The 16,496-nt window shown below is 62.0% G+C and carries 19 protein-coding genes; 9 read left to right on the forward strand and 10 right to left on the reverse strand.

Going from position 1 to position 16,496, the window contains the following annotated elements; all coding sequences use genetic code 11:
• The first annotated feature begins 4 nt into the window (after nucleotides 1-4).
• The gene (locus ACFQ6Y_RS18935; RefSeq protein WP_003944723.1) at nucleotides 5-217 is read left to right on the forward strand and encodes a hypothetical protein; all 213 of its coding nucleotides are present in this window, start codon (nucleotides 5-7) and stop codon (nucleotides 215-217) included.
• Between the two features lie 63 nt (nucleotides 218-280).
• On the opposite strand, the gene nrdE is transcribed toward ACFQ6Y_RS18935, so the two are convergent.
• The 3 genes from nrdE to nrdH all read right to left on the reverse strand — a co-directional run bounded on the left by nrdE (nucleotide 281) and on the right by nrdH (nucleotide 3,214).
• On the reverse strand, nucleotides 281-2,464 hold the full coding sequence (gene nrdE / locus ACFQ6Y_RS18940) for a class 1b ribonucleoside-diphosphate reductase subunit alpha (protein WP_378449137.1): 2,184 nt from the start codon (nucleotides 2,462-2,464) through the stop codon (nucleotides 281-283).
• On the reverse strand, nucleotides 2,422-2,901 hold the full coding sequence (gene nrdI, locus ACFQ6Y_RS18945; protein ID WP_230812772.1) for a class Ib ribonucleoside-diphosphate reductase assembly flavoprotein NrdI: 480 nt from the start codon (nucleotides 2,899-2,901) through the stop codon (nucleotides 2,422-2,424). Before nrdI ends, nrdE begins: the two co-directional genes overlap by 43 nt.
• Before the next feature lie 82 nt (nucleotides 2,902-2,983).
• A complete protein-coding gene (nrdH, locus tag ACFQ6Y_RS18950; protein ID WP_019747886.1) occupies nucleotides 2,984-3,214 on the reverse strand; it encodes a glutaredoxin-like protein NrdH in 231 nt (76 codons plus the stop codon).
• A 291-nt stretch (nucleotides 3,215-3,505) separates the two neighbouring features.
• On the opposite strand from nrdH, the gene ACFQ6Y_RS18955 reads away from it, so the two are divergent.
• Nucleotides 3,506-4,333 carry a siderophore-interacting protein gene (locus ACFQ6Y_RS18955; RefSeq protein ID WP_378635818.1) on the forward strand — a complete coding sequence of 276 codons (828 nt, stop codon included), beginning with the start codon at nucleotides 3,506-3,508 and terminating at the stop codon, nucleotides 4,331-4,333.
• Nucleotides 4,334-4,405: 72 nt separating this feature from the next.
• Here ACFQ6Y_RS18955 and ACFQ6Y_RS18960 read toward each other — a convergent pair whose 3' ends face one another.
• Nucleotides 4,406-4,972, reverse strand: coding sequence for an NAD(P)H-dependent oxidoreductase (locus ACFQ6Y_RS18960; RefSeq protein WP_283303672.1), 567 nt, complete (start codon nucleotides 4,970-4,972; stop codon nucleotides 4,406-4,408).
• 106 nt (nucleotides 4,973-5,078) lie between these two features.
• Here ACFQ6Y_RS18960 and ACFQ6Y_RS18965 point away from each other — a divergent pair, with 106 nt between their 5' ends.
• Complete coding sequence (locus tag ACFQ6Y_RS18965; protein ID WP_378449139.1) at nucleotides 5,079-5,678, forward strand: TetR/AcrR family transcriptional regulator; 600 nt, start codon at nucleotides 5,079-5,081, stop codon at nucleotides 5,676-5,678.
• Nucleotides 5,679-5,713: 35 nt separating this feature from the next.
• Nucleotides 5,714-6,493, forward strand: coding sequence for an META domain-containing protein (locus ACFQ6Y_RS18970; protein WP_378635823.1), 780 nt, complete (start codon nucleotides 5,714-5,716; stop codon nucleotides 6,491-6,493).
• Between the two features lie 19 nt (nucleotides 6,494-6,512).
• Here ACFQ6Y_RS18970 and ACFQ6Y_RS18975 read toward each other — a convergent pair whose 3' ends face one another.
• Nucleotides 6,513-7,067: a nucleosidase gene (locus tag ACFQ6Y_RS18975; protein ID WP_080910898.1), complete on the reverse strand. Its 555-nt coding sequence runs from the start codon at nucleotides 7,065-7,067 to the stop codon at nucleotides 6,513-6,515.
• A 68-nt stretch (nucleotides 7,068-7,135) separates the two neighbouring features.
• On the opposite strand from ACFQ6Y_RS18975, the gene nadE reads away from it, so the two are divergent.
• Complete coding sequence (gene nadE, locus ACFQ6Y_RS18980) at nucleotides 7,136-7,960, forward strand: ammonia-dependent NAD(+) synthetase (RefSeq protein WP_378635828.1); 825 nt, start codon at nucleotides 7,136-7,138, stop codon at nucleotides 7,958-7,960.
• A 25-nt stretch (nucleotides 7,961-7,985) separates the two neighbouring features.
• On the opposite strand, the gene ACFQ6Y_RS18985 is transcribed toward nadE, so the two are convergent.
• From ACFQ6Y_RS18985 to moaA, 3 genes are all read right to left on the reverse strand, one after another.
• Nucleotides 7,986-8,741 (reverse strand): hypothetical protein, encoded by a 756-nt coding sequence (locus tag ACFQ6Y_RS18985; RefSeq protein WP_378635833.1) that lies wholly within the window; start codon nucleotides 8,739-8,741, stop codon nucleotides 7,986-7,988.
• Between the two features lie 314 nt (nucleotides 8,742-9,055).
• Nucleotides 9,056-9,313, reverse strand: coding sequence for a MoaD/ThiS family protein (locus ACFQ6Y_RS18990; protein WP_378635837.1), 258 nt, complete (start codon nucleotides 9,311-9,313; stop codon nucleotides 9,056-9,058).
• A complete protein-coding gene (moaA, locus tag ACFQ6Y_RS18995; RefSeq protein ID WP_378635840.1) occupies nucleotides 9,306-10,364 on the reverse strand; it encodes a GTP 3',8-cyclase MoaA in 1,059 nt (352 codons plus the stop codon). The genes ACFQ6Y_RS18990 and moaA overlap by 8 nt, the downstream gene beginning before the upstream one ends.
• Before the next feature lie 111 nt (nucleotides 10,365-10,475).
• On the opposite strand from moaA, the gene glp reads away from it, so the two are divergent.
• From glp to ACFQ6Y_RS19015, 4 genes are all read left to right on the forward strand, one after another.
• Complete coding sequence (gene glp, locus ACFQ6Y_RS19000; protein WP_378635843.1) at nucleotides 10,476-11,678, forward strand: gephyrin-like molybdotransferase Glp; 1,203 nt, start codon at nucleotides 10,476-10,478, stop codon at nucleotides 11,676-11,678.
• A gap of 28 nt (nucleotides 11,679-11,706) precedes the next feature.
• Complete coding sequence (gene moaCB / locus ACFQ6Y_RS19005) at nucleotides 11,707-12,693, forward strand: bifunctional molybdenum cofactor biosynthesis protein MoaC/MoaB (protein ID WP_378635847.1); 987 nt, start codon at nucleotides 11,707-11,709, stop codon at nucleotides 12,691-12,693.
• Nucleotides 12,686-13,099: a molybdenum cofactor biosynthesis protein MoaE gene (locus ACFQ6Y_RS19010; RefSeq protein WP_007731311.1), complete on the forward strand. Its 414-nt coding sequence runs from the start codon at nucleotides 12,686-12,688 to the stop codon at nucleotides 13,097-13,099. Before moaCB ends, ACFQ6Y_RS19010 begins: the two co-directional genes overlap by 8 nt.
• Nucleotides 13,100-13,327: 228 nt before the next feature.
• Nucleotides 13,328-14,767 (forward strand): DEAD/DEAH box helicase, encoded by a 1,440-nt coding sequence (locus ACFQ6Y_RS19015; RefSeq protein WP_042450056.1) that lies wholly within the window; start codon nucleotides 13,328-13,330, stop codon nucleotides 14,765-14,767.
• Nucleotides 14,768-14,800: 33 nt separating this feature from the next.
• Here the strand turns inward: ACFQ6Y_RS19015 and bluB are convergent, their stop codons facing one another.
• Entirely contained in the window at nucleotides 14,801-15,430 is a 630-nt protein-coding gene (gene bluB / locus ACFQ6Y_RS19020; protein ID WP_378635852.1) for a 5,6-dimethylbenzimidazole synthase, read from the reverse strand.
• Entirely contained in the window at nucleotides 15,427-16,491 is a 1,065-nt protein-coding gene (locus ACFQ6Y_RS19025) for a CobW family GTP-binding protein (RefSeq protein WP_378635856.1), read from the reverse strand. Before ACFQ6Y_RS19025 ends, bluB begins: the two co-directional genes overlap by 4 nt.
• Between the last annotated feature and the right edge of the window lie 5 nt (nucleotides 16,492-16,496).

Genomic DNA, 16,496 nt, shown 5'->3' on the forward strand with positions numbered 1-16,496 from the left:
CCACATGGCCACGGATCCAGCTCCGAGATCCGAGCGTAAAAAGATCCTGCTTCGGTTGGATCCTGCGGTGCACGACGCGCTCGCCCGGTGGGCGGCCGACGACCTCCGAAGTACCAACGCCCAGATCGAGTTTCTCCTTCGGCGCGCACTTACCGAACACGGTCGTATGCCGAAGAATGCCGGCAAGATGCACGGCCCCGGCCGTCCGCCGGCCTGATACCCCTGTGCGCCTTTTCGGTAGCAGTCACTACCAAAAAGGCGCACGGGGGGGGCGAAGCCCTTACAACATGCAGGAAACGCAGCCCTCGACCTCGGTACCTTCGAGTGCCATCTGACGCAGACGGATGTAGTAGAGCGTCTTGATGCCCTTACGCCACGCGTAGATCTGCGCCTTGTTGATGTCACGCGTGGTGGCGGTGTCCTTGAAGAACAGCGTCAGGGACAAGCCCTGGTCGACATGTTGCGTTGCGGCAGCGTAGGTGTCGACGATCTTCTCGTACCCGATTTCGTAGGCATCCTGGTAGTACTCCAGGTTGTCGTTGGTCAGGTAAGGCGCCGGGTAGTAGACGCGACCGATCTTGCCTTCCTTACGGATCTCGATCTTCGACGCCACCGGGTGGATGGAGCTGGTGGAGTAGTTGATGTACGAGATCGAGCCGGTCGGCGGGACGGCCTGAAGGTTCTGGTTGTAGATGCCGTGCTTCTGGACCGAAGCCTTCAGCTCACGCCAGTCGTCCTGGGTGGGGATGTGCAGCTGCGCATCGGCGAAGAGTCCGCGGACCTTGTCGGTTGCAGGCTCCCAGACCTGGTCGGTGTACTTGTCGAAGAATTCACCCGAGGCGTACTTCGACTCCGGGAAACCCTTGAAGTACGAGCCGCGCTCGATGGCGATCTTGTTCGACGCACGCAAAGCATGGAAGAGCACGGTGTAGAAGTAGATGTTCGTGAAGTCGATGCCTTCTTCGCTGCCGTAGAAGATCCGCTCACGAGCGAGGTATCCGTGCAGGTTCATCTGGCCGAGGCCGATGGCGTGAGAGTCGTTGTTGCCCTGCTCGATCGACGGCACCGAGTAGATGTGCGTCTGGTCGGACACTGCCGTCAAACCGCGGATCGAGACCTCGATGGTCTTGGCGAAGTCGGGCGAATCCATGGTCTTCGCGATGTTCAGCGAACCCAGGTTGCAGGAGATGTCCTTGCCGACCTTCGAGTAGGAAAGATCGTCGTTGAACAGCGACGGCGTCGAAACCTGCAGGATCTCCGAGCACAGGTTCGAGTGCGTGATCTTGCCTTCGATCGGGTTGGCCCGGTTCACCGTGTCCTCGAACATGATGTACGGGTAGCCCGACTCGAACTGCAATTCGGCGACGGTCTGGAAGAACTCACGAGCCTTGATCTTGGACTTGCGAATTCGCTTGTCGTCGACCATCTCGTAGTACTTCTCGGAGACGTTGATGTCGGAGAACGGAACACCGTAGATGCGCTCGACGTCGTACGGCGAGAACAGGTACATGTCCTCGTTCTTCTTCGCCAGTTCGAAAGTGATGTCCGGGATCACGACGCCCAGAGAGAGGGTCTTGATACGGATCTTCTCGTCGGCGTTCTCACGCTTGGTGTCGAGGAATCGGTAGATGTCGGGGTGGTGCGCGTGCAGGTACACAGCTCCGGCGCCCTGACGCGCGCCCAACTGGTTGGCGTAGGAGAACGAGTCCTCGAGAAGCTTCATGATCGGGATGACACCCGAACTCTGGTTCTCGATCTTCTTGATCGGCGCGCCATGCTCACGAACGTTGGTGAGCAGCAAGGCAACACCGCCACCGCGCTTGGAAAGCTGCAGTGCCGAGTTGATGGAGCGACCGATGGACTCCATGTTGTCTTCGATGCGAAGCAGGAAGCAGGACACGGGCTCGCCGCGCTGCTTCTTGCCCGAGTTCAGGAACGTCGGGGTGGCGGGCTGGAAGCGTCCGGCGATGATCTCGTCGACGAGTTCGACGGCCAGGTCTTCGTTGCCTGCGGCCAGCGTGAGCGCAACCATGCAGACACGATCTTCGAAACGCTCGAGGTAACGCTTACCGTCGAAGGTTTTGAGCGTGTAGGAGGTGTAGTACTTGAACGCGCCCAGGAACGTCGGGAAGCGGAATTTCTTGGCGTACGCGTGATCGATCAGGAACTTCACGAAAGTACGTGAGTACTGATCGAGAACCTCGGGCTCGTAATAGTTTTCCTCTACGAGGTAGTCCAGCTTCTCGTCGAGGTTGTGGAAGAACACGGTGTTCTGGTTGACGTGCTGCAAGAAGTACTGACGGGCTGCGGCGACATCCATCTCGAACTGGATCTCACCGTTGGCGCCGTACAGGTTGAGCATGGCGTTGAGTGCGTGGTAGTCGAGACCGTTGGTGGAATCACCGCCGCGTGCATCACGCTCTACGCTTCCTGCCGCGATCGTGTCAGTGATGGTTGGCGCCACTGCCCGTGCTCCTTCTCTGTTTCGAGATGATTCCAGAACTCCCCCAAGCCTTCTCGTACTCGGTCTACGTCCTCGGCAGTGCCCATGAGTTCGAACCGGTACAGAAAAGGAACGTGGCATTTCTGGGAAATGATGTTTCCTGCATAGCAAAAGGACTCACCGAAATTGGTGTTTCCCGCCGCGATCACTGCTCTGATCAACGACCTGTTGTGTGGATTGTTCAAAAAACGAATGACCGGCTTCGGCACATAACTGGTGTCGCGCCCTGTCACGGTGGCCCCGCCACCATAGGTGGGCAGAATCAGCACATAGGGCTCGTCTACGCGAAATGAGCCGTCACGGTCATGGATGGGTATACGTGTCGCAGGCAGGCCGAGACGTTGAACGAATCGGTGGGTGTTCTCCGACACGCTGGAAAAATAGACCAGCGAAGTCATCGGTTGTCACCATTTTCTTGTACGGTGCCCGGAACTACTCAGATGTGTCGGCGGAGGTGTCCACCGCCGACACTGCGGCGCTTCAAGCAGCGACGGTCAGGGTCTTGATGCGATCGGGACGGAAGCCCGACCAGTGATCTTCACCGGCAACCACGATGGGCGCCTGGAGGTACCCGAGAGCCATGACGTAGTCGCGGGCTTCGGCATCCTCGGTGATGTCGATGATGTTGTATTCGAGACCGGCCTTGTCGAGGGCGCGGTAGGTGGCATTGCACTGAACGCAAGCGGGCTTGGTGTAGACGGTGATGCTCATGAGAGTCCCTCTTTCGCTTAGCCAACAAAGGCCGATGTAGTGATGTTCAGCACCGATTCGACCGATTGCCGGAGTCTCGCTCAAGGCGTTCCGCGTTGTGGTCTCTCAGTGCTCAAGACACTACACCTAGTGGCCGACAGAAACACATAACGCGAGATGTTGTGAGTCACATCGTTGGAATTCCCAGGTCGCCCCAGTTCAGCGCCCTCATTTCCCGGCGCGTCGGCGTGTCGCCCGTCACATTTTCTTTTTGTGCTCGCCGGCCTCTCGGAGCCGCGTCACGGACCTACCATGAGCGTCGTGGAAACACCCCCGAAGGACGAAGCACCGCGCCACCAGGCAACCGTGACGAGAACGCAGCAGGTGACACCGCTGATGCGCAGAATCACCTTCGGCGGCACCGGCCTGAGCGACTTCGAGACGAGCGGAAGCCCCGACGAACGGGTGCTCGTCAGATTCCCTCTCGATCCCCCTCACGCCCGCAGTTACACGGTCCGGCGCTGGCAACCGTCGAAGAACGAACTCGAGATCGACTTCGTTCTCCACGGCCATGGCGGAGCCGCTCTCTGGGCCGAGAATGCGCAAGCAGGCGAGACCGTCCACCTCTCGACCGCCAGCGGATGGTTCGAGCCGCCGACAGAGTGCGACTGGCTCCTACTCGTCGCCGATCACGCCGCTCTGCCGGCAGTCGGGCGAATTCTCGAAGAGGCCCCAGGCGGTCTGCCGATCCACGTCATCGCACAGGTACCCGCGCCGAGCGAACAGCAGACGTTCACCACGCGCGCCGACGCTCACTACCGATGGATCGACACAGCGGGCTCTCTCCTCACCGAACTGTCCGCCTATCCCCTACCGCCCGGCACCGGCTATATCTGGTGCGCAGTCGAGGCCGCGGCTGCCAGACGCATCCGCACCCATCTGCGTCGAACGATCAATATTCCGGCAGCGCACATGCACGTGATGGGCTACTGGCGAGAGGACAAGGAGAACTGGGAGCGTCGGTACGCCGCGGTCGCCAACCGGATAGATGCCGCGATGGGCGAAGCGATGATGGCGGGCAAGGATTTCGAGTCGGTGCGCGACGCCGTCGACGACGCGATGGAACGCGAAGGGCTCTAAGTACACAAGAGCTTTAGTGCACATACGGCTGAGGGCCACGCCTTTCGGCATGGCCCTCAGCTGTGAAACGGATCAAGCGTTGACGAGCTGCTTGCTGGCGTCGACGAGGTCGGAGACGACCTTGGAGACCTGAGCGAGCACCTCTGCGTTCTCACGCGGGTGCAGCTCGCCGAACAGTGCGCCGGTTCCACCGATGCTCAGTGCGGTGTCCTCGACGACCTTGCCACCGGCGATGCCGACTGCCTTGGTGGTGTCTTCGTGTGCCCACTTGGCGCCGTTGCCGCTGGGCGAAGCGCTGATGACTGCGACAGCCTTGTCCTTGACAGCGCCGACGCCGTACGGACGCGAGATCCAGTCGATGGCGTTCTTCAGCACTGCGGGGATGGTGCCGTTGTACTCGGGGGTGACGAGCAGGAACGCGTCCGCGTTGCTCGCAGCGGAGCGCAGCGCGTCGACAGCGGGGATGGAAGCACCCTCGACGTCGATGTCTTCGTTGTAGAAGGGAACGTCGGCGAGGCCTTCGAAGACCGTCAGCGCAGCACCCTCGGGCGCGGCGGACACAGCAGTCTCGGCAAGCTGGCGATTGACGGATCCGGCGCGCAGGCTGCCGACGAGAACGAGAACATTGGTCTGTGACATAACGAGTTTCCTTCGAGAGTGGTGCGGTTGGTGGCTCCGGTTGAAAGTTATATCAACTAAACGGACCGCGGTCCACTTACATTCCCCAGCCCTGTAACCTGATCCCGTGAGCGCAATCCCCCTCCCCCAGATCGGCGCCGCGCCGGTCGAGCGCGGTGACGCAGCACGTAACCGCGCACTTCTGCTCGACGCCGCAGCCCTCCTCGTCGCCGAGCGAGGTGTCGACGCGGTGACGATGGATGCCGTCGCATGCCGAGCCGGTGTGGGCAAGGGCACAGTTTTTCGGCGCTTCGGCAATCGATCGGGACTGATGCAGGCACTGCTCGATCACACCGAGCGAGAACTGCAGCAGGCATTCATGTTCGGCCCCCCACCGTTGGGTCCTGGCGCGCCGCCGATCGAGCGCCTCATCGCGTTCGGACGAGCCCGGATCGCCATGGTGGAAGTACAGGGCGAAGTCCTCCGAGCGGCGGAAAACGCTCCTGAATACCGCTTCGGCGGTCCGGCACGAGCACTCGGCATCGCTCACGTCATCGGACTTCTTCGAGGAGCCGGCGTCGAGGGCGACCTCGATCTGCTCGCTTCAGCGCTGTTGGCACCACTCGAAGCGTCGCTTGTCCTTCATCAGGTGCGCGATCTCGGGATGACCACCGAGCGCCTGGCCGCCGGCTGGGAAGACCTTGCCCGGCGCGTTACTCGATGTTGACTCCCCAGATCCGTCCCACCACTTAATGTGAGCCCATGCGCATCGCAGCTGCCGTCATCGGCCTCCTGACCATCGCCGCGGTAAGCGGTTGCTCCGCTTCGTCCGACTCCCCCGAGGACAAGACGGAGCCCTCCGGCCGCGTCTTCATCTCGACCTCCGTCGACGGAACACAAATTCCCGGCGGCGGCCCGCTGACTCTCGATTTCAGCCAAGCGGGTCGAGTGTCCGCGAGCGCCGGATGCAACACGGCAAACGGCTCGGTCGAGTTCACCGACGGCAAGCTGACCACCGGCACCATGGCGTCGACCATGATGGGCTGCCCTCCCGGCATCGCCGAATCCGACGCCTGGACAACAACATTGCTGACCTCCGCGCCGACGTGGACCCTCGACGGCGACACCCTCACCCTGACATCGGACGAGGCCACAGTGACCCTGCAGGACAAGAAGATCGTCACGCCGGATCGAGCGCTCCAGGGCACGACGTGGACCGTCACGTCGCTCATCAGTCCCGATGCGATCAGTACGAGCCTGGCTCTGGAGACGTCAGCTCCCGAACTCACGATTGCCGCAGACGGTTCGGTCAGCGGGACCACTGGATGCAATCGCATGACCGGCAGCGCCCAGATATCCGACACCACAGTCACGTTCACGCCGATGGCAACCACGCGAATGGCCTGCCCCGAGGAGAACATGGACATCGAGCGTCAGATCCTGGCGGTACTCGACGGTGAAGTGAGCTACACCGTCGACGCCGACACGCTGACCCTGCGCAAGCCCGACAACACCGGATTGATACTGACTGCGCAGGCTTGACCAGACGCTGCAGGCTCGATCAGACGTTGTCGAGCAGCCAGCGCCCCAACTCACGGGCGCTGGCATCGATCATCGCGGGCCAGTCCAAGGCCGAGTCGTCCGCGTGATCGCTGACATGTTTGACGAGTCGGCAGCTAGCACCCGCAGCCTGCGCGGCGAATGCGATGGCAAACCCCTCCATGTCGACCAGATCGGCTCGCTGAGCGAGAGCGTCCCGGGTCGCAGTGTCGGCGATGAATGCGTCGCCGGTCGCCAACACCGAGTCGTCACCGCCGGCGAGCACCAAACGGTCCGCGACGTCGTGCCCCAGCGCTCGGATCGCGGTGCTGCTGATGTCGTGATTGATGACAACCCCGGGAACATAGAGGCCACCGTGGTGCGCGTGCAGCGCACCGGCGGTCCCGATGTTGACGACCAGCGGCAGATTCTCCCGCTCGTACCGCGCGAGAGCAGAGGCGACTGCTGTTGCAGCACTGACCTTTCCAATCCCCGTGATCAGCAGTTCGTATCCTTGCGGCACGTATGCCGCTTCCGACTTCGTCGCACTGACCACCAGAACGTTGTTCGCACTCATGTGCGCGACCGTACCGCCCAGGTTGCGGTGGCACTGCACGCGCCTGCTCACATCGCTAGAGTCCATTCATGGCCACACTGCGTGAAAGCATCATCGAAGAACTCGGCACAAAGCCGACAATCGACGCCGCAGCGGAGGTTCGCGCGCGAGTCCAGTTCCTGAAGGACTACGTTCGCTCGACCCCCGCCACAGGGTTCGTTCTGGGAATCAGCGGCGGTCAGGACAGCACGCTCGCCGGGGCTCTCGCCCAACGCGCCGTCACCGAGCTTCGCGATGAAGGCCACGACGCCGAGTTCGTCGCGGTCCGACTCCCCTATGGCGCACAAGCCGACGAATCCGATGCGCAGATCGCACTCGGCTTCATCAAGCCGGATCGCTCGCTCACCGTCAACGTCAAGCCCGGCGCCGACGCCACAGCCCGTGAGGCGTCCGAGGCGTTGGGGAACGGCGAACTGCGCGACTTCGTCCGCGGCAACATCAAAGCGCGCGAACGCATGGTCATTCAGTATGCGATTGCCGGGCAGCTCGGCTACCTGGTGATCGGTACCGACCATGCTGCGGAAGCGATCACCGGGTTCTTCACGAAATTCGGCGACGGAGGTGTCGACATCACCCCGCTCACCGGCCTGAGCAAACGTCAGGGCGCTGCGCTCCTGCAGGAATTGGGTGCACCGGAGAGCACGTGGCGCAAGGTTCCGACCGCCGACCTCGAGGACGACCGGCCCGCGCTGCCCGACGAAGTTGCGCTGGGTGTCACCTACTCACAGATAGACGACTACCTCGAAGGAAAGGACATTTCCTCCGAGGTAGCCGAGAAGCTCGAGAAGCTGTTCATCAACACTCGTCACAAGCGCACGGTGCCGGTCACACCCCTCGATGACTGGTGGAAGTAACTCCTACCAGAGCTCTTACCAGCGACTAGCTACCGAACAGGCTGCCGAAGATGTTGCCCAGCGAACCCGTTCCCGAAGCCGGATCCTTCTTCGCGAAGTTGGTGGTGCATCCGTTGAACTGCACTGCATCGACCAGCGTCGACGTGGCGGCGGAACCGGTGCCCACGCTGACGCCGTAGTGGTCGACTACCGCGTTCGGGTTCGCGGCGACGATGTCAGCCAAAGGCACTGACACGCGATCCTTGGCGCCGTCGATGTTCTGAGTGCTCCACCACACGCCCTTCTGGAGATCCGCGTGAACGCCGCCGTCAGCCGTCGGCGTCGCGTCGGGTCCCGGGACCCACACCAGGGTGGTGAATCCGTTCTCGAACTTTCCGCCGGTCGTTCCGGTGAGGCGGAGCTGGAACGCCGCAGTCGGCGTGGCGGCGCGCTCGGCAAAGCCGATCGCCTTGCTGACGGCGTCGGCGAGCTTGATACCGCCGGCCGAATGATAGGAAACCGAACGGTCGCCGGTGCCGTCGACGGCGAGCTTCAATGAACCGTCCTTGTCCAGGACATTTTCGGCCGAGTACGACGCGGTCTGGTCCTTCTCGTCGGCGAACGGGATGCCCCATCCGTTCGGTGTCGCTTCGGTAGACAGGGTTGAGCACGAGGCTTCCGGTGCAGAAGAGCCGAGCGAACCGGTGGACGGAAGCGCAGTAGCAATTGCCGGAGCGGTGAGTGCAGCTGCTCCGAGGAGTGCTACGACGACTCCGACACGGCGCGTGGAATTAATCGACATTGAAATACCTTTCGCATATCCCGACTGGAATTGCGCCAAAATTAACACATGCCGCCAATTACCAACAGCGGCGGAATTTCTTTTGTCATCCGAACAGATGACAATTGGCATCGGCAAACAAACGTGCATGCACTCCCCTAAAAGTAGGAGAAATGAAACAAAACAACCAATTCTGAACAATTGACCAAGAGTGGATTATAAAGATATAAACGCGACTTGAACTGCAGCGATATCAATCAACCTATTCGAACCGGGCCGCTGAAATCCGATAGTAGATCTGTCGCCGACAAATAGCTGCGCCGACAATCCTCGGACTATCCTCCCGCGAAAGGCGGAAGAATATCGACAGCACTACCGGAGGGCCGAGTGACGTCGCGAGTCAACTCGTCGCCCACGAGGAACGCCGAGACCGACAACACTCGCTCCATCTCCGGGCCGTATTGCGCGATCAGCACCGCCACCAACTCGGCAAGTGTGTTGTCGGGCGAGATGGCGACTACCTCGCTACGGCAACCGGAAACATCCGCTGCAGCAGCAAAGTATCGAACCGAGATCGAATGCGAATCAGCCACCAATCGCTCCCATACTTCTTTCCGGCGGAACGAAGTCCGCGGCGTCGATGCCATGCCCTGCCCACTTGTTCCACATCGCACCGCGCCACAAATCCGCAAGTTCGTCATCACTTGCTCCCGACCGGAGCGCCGCACGCAAATCAACCTCGCGATCACTGAACAAGCATGACCGAATTGTCCCTTCGGCGGTCATTCGTGTCCGATCACATTCACTGCAGAACGAGCGGGTCACGGAAGCGATGATTCCCACCGTCATCGAGGTCCCATTGACACGCCATTCTTCAGCCGGCGCCGACGGGTCTTCGCGGCCGATTTCTTCCAATTCGAAACGACCACTCAATACGGACAACAATTCAGCCGCCGTCACCATATTCTCGCGGGCCCATGCATGGTCTGCATCCAGAGGCATTTGCTCGATAAAGCGCAATTCGACGCCGGCATCGAGGCACCACTGCAAAAGATCCGCCGCGCCGTGGAGCGTTTCACGCATCAGCACCGCATTTATCTTCAGTGGCGCGAGCCCGGCCGCCGCTGCCGCTCGAATTCCCGCGAGAACGGACGGCAATCTGTCTCTACGTGTCAATTCAGCGAAATGGGCGCGATCAACCGAATCCAGAGAAACATTGACGCGAGTCAAACCAGCTGCGGCCAACTTCGCAGCACGATGTTCGAGCCCAACGGCATTGGTGGTCATGGCAAGTGGAATTCCTGGCACACGCGCGGCGCATCCCGCGATGATCTTTTCGAGGTCACTACGCATCAGCGGCTCGCCGCCGGTGAATCTCACCTCGCGAATACCGACTCGTTCGACACCGATTCCGACTACTCGAACGATCTCGTCGGCACTCAGAAGGTCTTCCGCAGCGATGGCCGGCAAGCCTTCCTCCGGCATGCAATACGTGCAACGAAGTGAACACTTCTCGGTGATCGAGACTCGCAGATCTCTGGCAACACGCCCGAACCTGTCGACCAGGAGATCCGTCTCGGGACGACCGGCGAGGGAGGCAGCGTCAAACCGCACGGTGGGAATTCCCATCGAGACCACTGTCATCACTTCACCAACTTCCGTATTGCTCCAGTATGACCGAAAGCCGTACTCCGTGTGTCGGACGGACCACACCGCCTAGGATCAAAACATGTCGAGGTTGTCGAGGTTACTGTCATGAGCGCGCGTTCGGTCGAGGAACACGCTGCGCACATCTCCGGATTGCTCACCGGCCTGCACACCCTCTCTCCGTCGGCGGTTCCGACGGCAGAAGCGTTGGGGCGCATAACTTGCTCTGATATCGCATCTCCGGTGGACCTCCCGCTCTTTCGTAACTCTCAGATGGACGGATATGCGGTCGACGCCGCCTCAGTGGCCTCGGTTCCCACCACGCTGACGGTTCGAGGTGTGATCGCCGCCGGAAGCGGAAAACCACCGAAACACCTTCCAGGATCGGCATTTCGCATCATGACCGGTGCGCCGCTCCCCGAGGGTGCCGACGCCGTCGTTCCCGTCGAGGACACCACGGGCGTCACCGAACACGTCGTCACCATCGAACGGGGCAGGTCTGTAGGCGAATTCGTTCGCGAACGCGGCAGTGACATCACTGCCGGAATGCTACTGGTCACGGCGGGAACGCACTTGGAACCTCGCCATATCGCTGCGCTGAGCGCCGTCGGGTTGGCCTCACTCGACACGTACACGAGACCACGGGTCGCCGTCATCACGACGGGCGCCGAACTCAAGAGTGCCGGAACAACTCTCGAACCCGGCGAGATTTACGATTCCAACGGTGCAGCTTTGGCAGCATTGGCCGAAGCCAACGGTGCCGATGTCGTCTCCGTCGCTCGAAGCAGTGACGATCCGGCTGAATTCCGCGAATTGCTCTCGTACGCAACCTCGGTCGCCGATCTGGTTTTCACTTCCGGCGGAGTATCGATGGGTGACTTCGAAGTGGTGAAGGAGACCCTCACACCCTTGGGGGCGCAATTCGGCCACGTCGCAATGCAACCGGGGGGCCCGCAAGGCACTGCCGTGGTGAACGAAGTGCCGGTACTGAGCTTCCCTGGCAACCCGGTGAGCACGATGGTCTCCTTCGAGGTCTTCGCACGGGGCGAACTGCGCCGGGCCGCGGGCCTGCCCGAGATCCCGCGCGAGCGACTCCCGTTGACTGCACCGCTGCGTTCGGTGGACGGCAAACGGCAGTTCCTGCGGGCACGCAGAACTGCGGACGGTATCGAACTCGTTGCCGGACCCGGATCGCACCTCGTTGCAGCCATGGCGTGGGCCGACGTCCTGATCGACATCCCCGCCGCCGTGACCGAACTCGGCGCAGGCGATCTCGTCGACGTCGTCCCGCTCTCGACTTCCTCGATTTGATTCACTCGATCTGATTCAAAGGACACTCATGACCGAATTGACACACGTCGACAGCGAAGGCCGCGCACGCATGGTCGACGTCAGCGCCAAAGCCGAGACGACGCGGATCGCCGTCGCTGCCGGTGAACTTGTCACGACCGCCGAGGTGGTCCGCCTCGTCCGCGCCGACGGCATGCCCAAGGCCGATGTCCTCACCACCGCACGCATCGCCGGAATCGCCGGCGCAAAGAAGACGTCCGAACTGATTCCGTTGTGTCATCAGCTCGCACTTTCGTCGGTCAAGGTGGAGTTCGGATTCACCGAAACCTCGATCACCGTCGAAGCGACGGCAAAGACTCGCGGACAGACCGGCGTCGAGATGGAAGCACTCACCGCCGTCGCGGTGGCCGGCCTGACCTTGCACGACATGGTCAAAGCAGTCGATCCCGGCGCCACCATGAACGGTGTGCGTCTGCTCACCAAAGACGGTGGTAAACGCGGGCATTGGACCCGCGAGGCTCAGGGCGCCCCGGCTACTCCGGAGCACGTCTTCACCTCGACGAGGTCCGCGACCGTGCTAGTCGCCTCAACTGGCGGCGCCAACGGAACCAGACCCGACACCACCGGACCGAAGATCGCGGACTGGCTCCGCGAGCGGGACTTCGAGGTGCGTGGACCGCTCGTGTACGCCGACGCAGACATCGCGGCGGGCATAGCGGACGCGAAGCAGGGCTCCCCGTCGCTTGTCATCAGTACCGGCGGCACCGGCGCTTCCCCCACGGATGCAACCCCGGAAGCTACCCGCTCGGTCTTGACCCGTGAGTTGCCCGGGGTCGCAGAAGCGATCCGAACCAAAGGACTCGAGAAGACCCCGCACGCATCACTGAGCCGTGGTGTGGCAGGTATCACAGGTACGACGGTCATCGTCAATCTTCCGGGTTCTCCCGGCGGAGTGAAGGACGGTCTCGCCGTCCTCGAACCCATCATCGATCACCTGCTCGCGCAGGTCGCAGGCGGAGGAGCACACGATGAGTGAGCTACTGGCTCGGATCTCCGAGCAACCGATCCATGCAGACACCGTCGACGCGGCCGTGGCCGGTCCGAAGAACGGTGCTGTTGTGGTGTTCACGGGAACGGTGCGCAATCACGATGGAGGCCAAGCGGTTTCGGCGTTGGAGTACCAAGCGCATCCGGATGCCGAACGCTTCCTCCAGACATGCTGCCAAGAAGTTGCAGCCTCGACCGGCCTACCGGTTGCCGCGATTCATCGCGTCGGGCATCTCGAGATCGGAGACCTCGCACTGGTCGCCGCCGTCGCCGCGCCACACCGCGCGGAGGCGTTTGCCGCGTGCGCCGAACTGGTCGAGCGCATCAAGCACGAGGTACCGATCTGGAAGCGGCAACACTTCGCGAACGGCGTCTCCGAATGGGTCGGGTTGTAGGTCGAACGCTCTGGGAAGGTAGAGTTGCGATCACTAGGTGCCTGAAATCGGGCATCCAGCGTCGTAGAACGCAAAATTTCTTGCTGAGTGCTCAATGCACCCGCTCTTCTTACGGCGAAGAAGCCTGCCGACCGGCAGCGCCGCCACCACTGTGCTTGATTGTTCGACCGGTTAATTCCCGTGTCGGCATCCGGGCACGAACACGTGCCCGAAAGGCTCTGAACACACTTGTCTGACATCTCTACGCCCGCTACCACCTTCGCAGCCCTCGGTGTGCGCGCACCGCTGGTGAAAGCTCTCGAAGACGGCGGAATCACTTCTCCGTTCCCGATCCAGATCGACACCCTCCCCGACACTCTCTCGGGTCGCGATGTACTGGGCCGCGGAAAGACCGGAAGCGGAAAGACCCTCGCGTTCTCCATCCCCATGGTCTCTCGCCTCGCCGGCGAACTGTCCGGCGGCAAGCGTCGCCCGGGTCGACCGCTCGGCTTGGTGCTCGCACCCACGCGTGAGCTCGCCACCCAGATCACCGCAACCCTCGAACCGTTGGCCGCCGCATACGACTTGCGCGTGACCACGATCTTCGGCGGCGTCTCGCAGCACCGCCAGGTTCAGGCTCTGAAGGCCGGAGTCGACATCGTCGTCGCCTGCCCCGGTCGCCTCGAAGACCTCATGAAGCAGAAGTTCGTGAGCCTCGACGCCGTCGAGATCACCGTGCTCGACGAGGCCGACCACATGGCCGACCTCGGCTTCCTGCCCGTCGTCACCCGCATCCTCTCGTCCACGCCGCAGGACGGGCAGCGCCTGCTGTTCTCGGCGACGCTCGACAACGGCGTCGACAAGCTCGTCAAGCGTTTCCTCAAGAACGAGGTCATGCACTCGGTCGACGAGGCCAACTCCCCCGTCGCCGCGATGACGCACCACGTGTTCGACGTCGACGGCGTCGAAGCCAAGAAGGCTCTGGTCGAGAAGCTCGCTTCCGGTACCGGTCGTCGCATCCTGTTCATGCGCACCAAGCACCAGGCTCGCAAGTTGGCTCGCCAGCTCACCGAGTCGGGCATCCCGTCCGTCGACCTGCACGGCAACCTCTCCCAGGCCGCTCGCGACCGTAACCTGGCAGCTTTCTCCGCCGGTGAAGCGCGTGTCCTCGTCGCCACCGACGTCGCAGCGCGCGGCGTCCACGTCGACGATGTCGAGTTGGTCGTTCACGTCGATCCCCCGGCCGAGCACAAGGCTTACCTGCACCGCAGTGGTCGCACGGCTCGCGCAGGCAGCGCCGGCGACGTGGTCACAGTGGTCTTGCCCGAGCAGCGTAAGGATCTTGCGATCCTCATGCGTAAGGCAGCCATCAAGGTGACGCCGGTTCGTTCGACGGCCAACTCCGAGCACGTCGTCAAGTTGGTCGGCGACATCGCACCGCACGTCACTCCGGCTCCGAAGGCTCCGGCCCAGCCGAACGGTGGACGCGGACAGCGCCCCGCCGGCCAGGGTGGACGCGGCGGCGCAGCACGTTCGGGTCAGGCTCGCTCCGGACAGGGCGGTCAGTCACGCGGTGCACGCACCGGCGGCGCTGCCCGTCAGGAACATGCCGGCGGCGGCGCTCGCCGTCCCCGCACCGGCGGCGGCGCTCGCACTGCGGGCTCCACCGGTGGCCGTCCCGCACGCTAGGTCGTCCCGCGCGCTAGGCCGCACAGGCACAATTCAAAAGGTTTCGTAGTGGACAGCGTCGGCCAATGGCCGGCGCTGTCGCCATCCGAAGCGCTCGAGATCCGGAACCTGTTGGAATTCAGTCACCTTCCCGACGCAGAGCCAGGCGATGGGGCGAACGGGTGAGGGAATGCCCATGAGTTCGGTGAGGTACTTCTCGTCGTAGAACGAGACCCAGCCGATCCCGATCTCCTCGGCTACCGCGGCGAGCCACAGATTCTGAATCGCGAGCACTGCCGAGAACAGGCCGGTGTCGTCGACGGTGTGGCGGCCGAGGATGTTCGGGCCACCGCGTGACGGGTCGTAAGTGACGACGATCCCGGTACCGCTCTCGGCAATTCCCTCGATCTTGATGGGGTCGAACGTCGAGCGGCGATCCTCGGGCAAAGACTGCGCGAAATTCATCCGGGCATCGGCGACGTGCGCCGCGAAGGTGTTGAGCGTCTCCGGATTACGAACGACGACAAAATCCCACGGTTGCGTGTTTCCCACGCTCGGCGCGCGGTGAGCGGCGTCGAGAATTCGCATCAGGGTTTCGTCCGGGATGACCTCTCCCGAGAACTCGGCGCGAACGTCTCGCCGTCGCCGAATCGCTTCGTACACGGATACATCGGATTCACTCACGCTCCGACGGTATAGCGGTGCAATCCCAGCATGGCGTCGGGGTGCGGTTCGGCCGTTTCTTCTCGTACGCAGGTGCGCAGGGCTCTGCCCACCGCTCCCGAATCCATCCCGGTACCGATCACGACCAGTTGCGTAGTTCGAGGTTCGCCCGACTTCCATCGCAGCGGGGTGATCCGAACATGATCACCCACCGACTGGATCTCGAATTTTCCTGTGTACCCGGGAATTTCGAAGTTCACGAATCCCTTGATGCGGTAAACACCCGACGGCTGATTCTCGAGAAAGTGCGTCAGAGCCCTGGCATCGAGTGGTGTCTCCGATATGAAATCAACCGACTCGTAGCGATGATGCAGGTGATCGTGGTGACAGGAGCCGTCCTCGTGGTCGTGCCCGTGATCGTGGTCGAGTCCGTCGCGCAGGAGCTCGTCAAGGCTCAGTTGATCGCCCGGAGCGGGAGGGGTCACCTCACCGGAATCGAACAACAGAGCGGGGTCTATCCGCGAGTGCGACGTTTCCACTATCGGCGCTCGCGGATTCAACTCACGAATTCCGGCCGAGAATTGCTCGCGCTCGGCGGCGGGAACGCTGTCGATCTTGTTGACTACCACCAGGTCTGCCAGGCGGACGTGTTGATCGAGTTCGGGATGTTCGCTGCGAACGGTGGAGAAATTGGCTCCGTCGACCAAGACCACCAGGCCGCCGTAGACGACGGACGGGTTCTCACTTCCGAGGACGAGTCGAATCATGTTCCGCGGCTCGGCAAGCCCGCTGGCCTCGACGACGATCACGTCGATCCCTGATTGCCGGTGCGCCAGCTTGTTCAGCATCTCGTCCATGTCGGAGACGTCGACAGCACAGCACAAACAGCCGTTGCTGAGCGTGACCATCGAATCGACCTGACCGGCGACCATCATCGAATCGATGTTGACGGAGCCGAAGTCGTTGACGATCACGCCGATGCGTACGCCGTCGTTGTTACGCAGGAGATGGTTGAGCAGCGTCGTCTTGCCCGAACCGAGAAAGCCTGCGACGACTATTACGGGAATCTGCTTCTTCGCCACCACAC

The organism is Rhodococcus sp. NPDC056516 (assembly GCF_042794655.1).
In the GTDB taxonomy this organism is placed as follows: Bacteria; Actinomycetota; Actinomycetes; order Mycobacteriales; family Mycobacteriaceae; genus Rhodococcus_F.

Coding starts and splice junctions, on each gene's coding strand:
- ACFQ6Y_RS18935 (WP_003944723.1), top strand. CDS start 5: ATGGCCACGGATCCAGCTCCGAGATCCGAGCGTAAAAAGATCCTGCTT.
- nrdI (WP_230812772.1), bottom strand. CDS start 2,901: ATGACTTCGCTGGTCTATTTTTCCAGCGTGTCGGAGAACACCCACCGA.
- nrdH (WP_019747886.1), bottom strand. CDS start 3,214: ATGAGCATCACCGTCTACACCAAGCCCGCTTGCGTTCAGTGCAATGCC.
- ACFQ6Y_RS18955 (WP_378635818.1), top strand. CDS start 3,506: ATGAGCGTCGTGGAAACACCCCCGAAGGACGAAGCACCGCGCCACCAG.
- ACFQ6Y_RS18960 (WP_283303672.1), bottom strand. CDS start 4,972: ATGTCACAGACCAATGTTCTCGTTCTCGTCGGCAGCCTGCGCGCCGGA.
- ACFQ6Y_RS18970 (WP_378635823.1), top strand. CDS start 5,714: ATGCGCATCGCAGCTGCCGTCATCGGCCTCCTGACCATCGCCGCGGTA.
- ACFQ6Y_RS18975 (WP_080910898.1), bottom strand. CDS start 7,067: ATGAGTGCGAACAACGTTCTGGTGGTCAGTGCGACGAAGTCGGAAGCG.
- nadE (WP_378635828.1), top strand. CDS start 7,136: ATGGCCACACTGCGTGAAAGCATCATCGAAGAACTCGGCACAAAGCCG.
- ACFQ6Y_RS18985 (WP_378635833.1), bottom strand. CDS start 8,741: ATGTCGATTAATTCCACGCGCCGTGTCGGAGTCGTCGTAGCACTCCTC.
- moaA (WP_378635840.1), bottom strand. CDS start 10,364: ATGACAGTGGTCTCGATGGGAATTCCCACCGTGCGGTTTGACGCTGCC.
- glp (WP_378635843.1), top strand. CDS start 10,476: ATGAGCGCGCGTTCGGTCGAGGAACACGCTGCGCACATCTCCGGATTG.
- moaCB (WP_378635847.1), top strand. CDS start 11,707: ATGACCGAATTGACACACGTCGACAGCGAAGGCCGCGCACGCATGGTC.
- ACFQ6Y_RS19010 (WP_007731311.1), top strand. CDS start 12,686: ATGAGTGAGCTACTGGCTCGGATCTCCGAGCAACCGATCCATGCAGAC.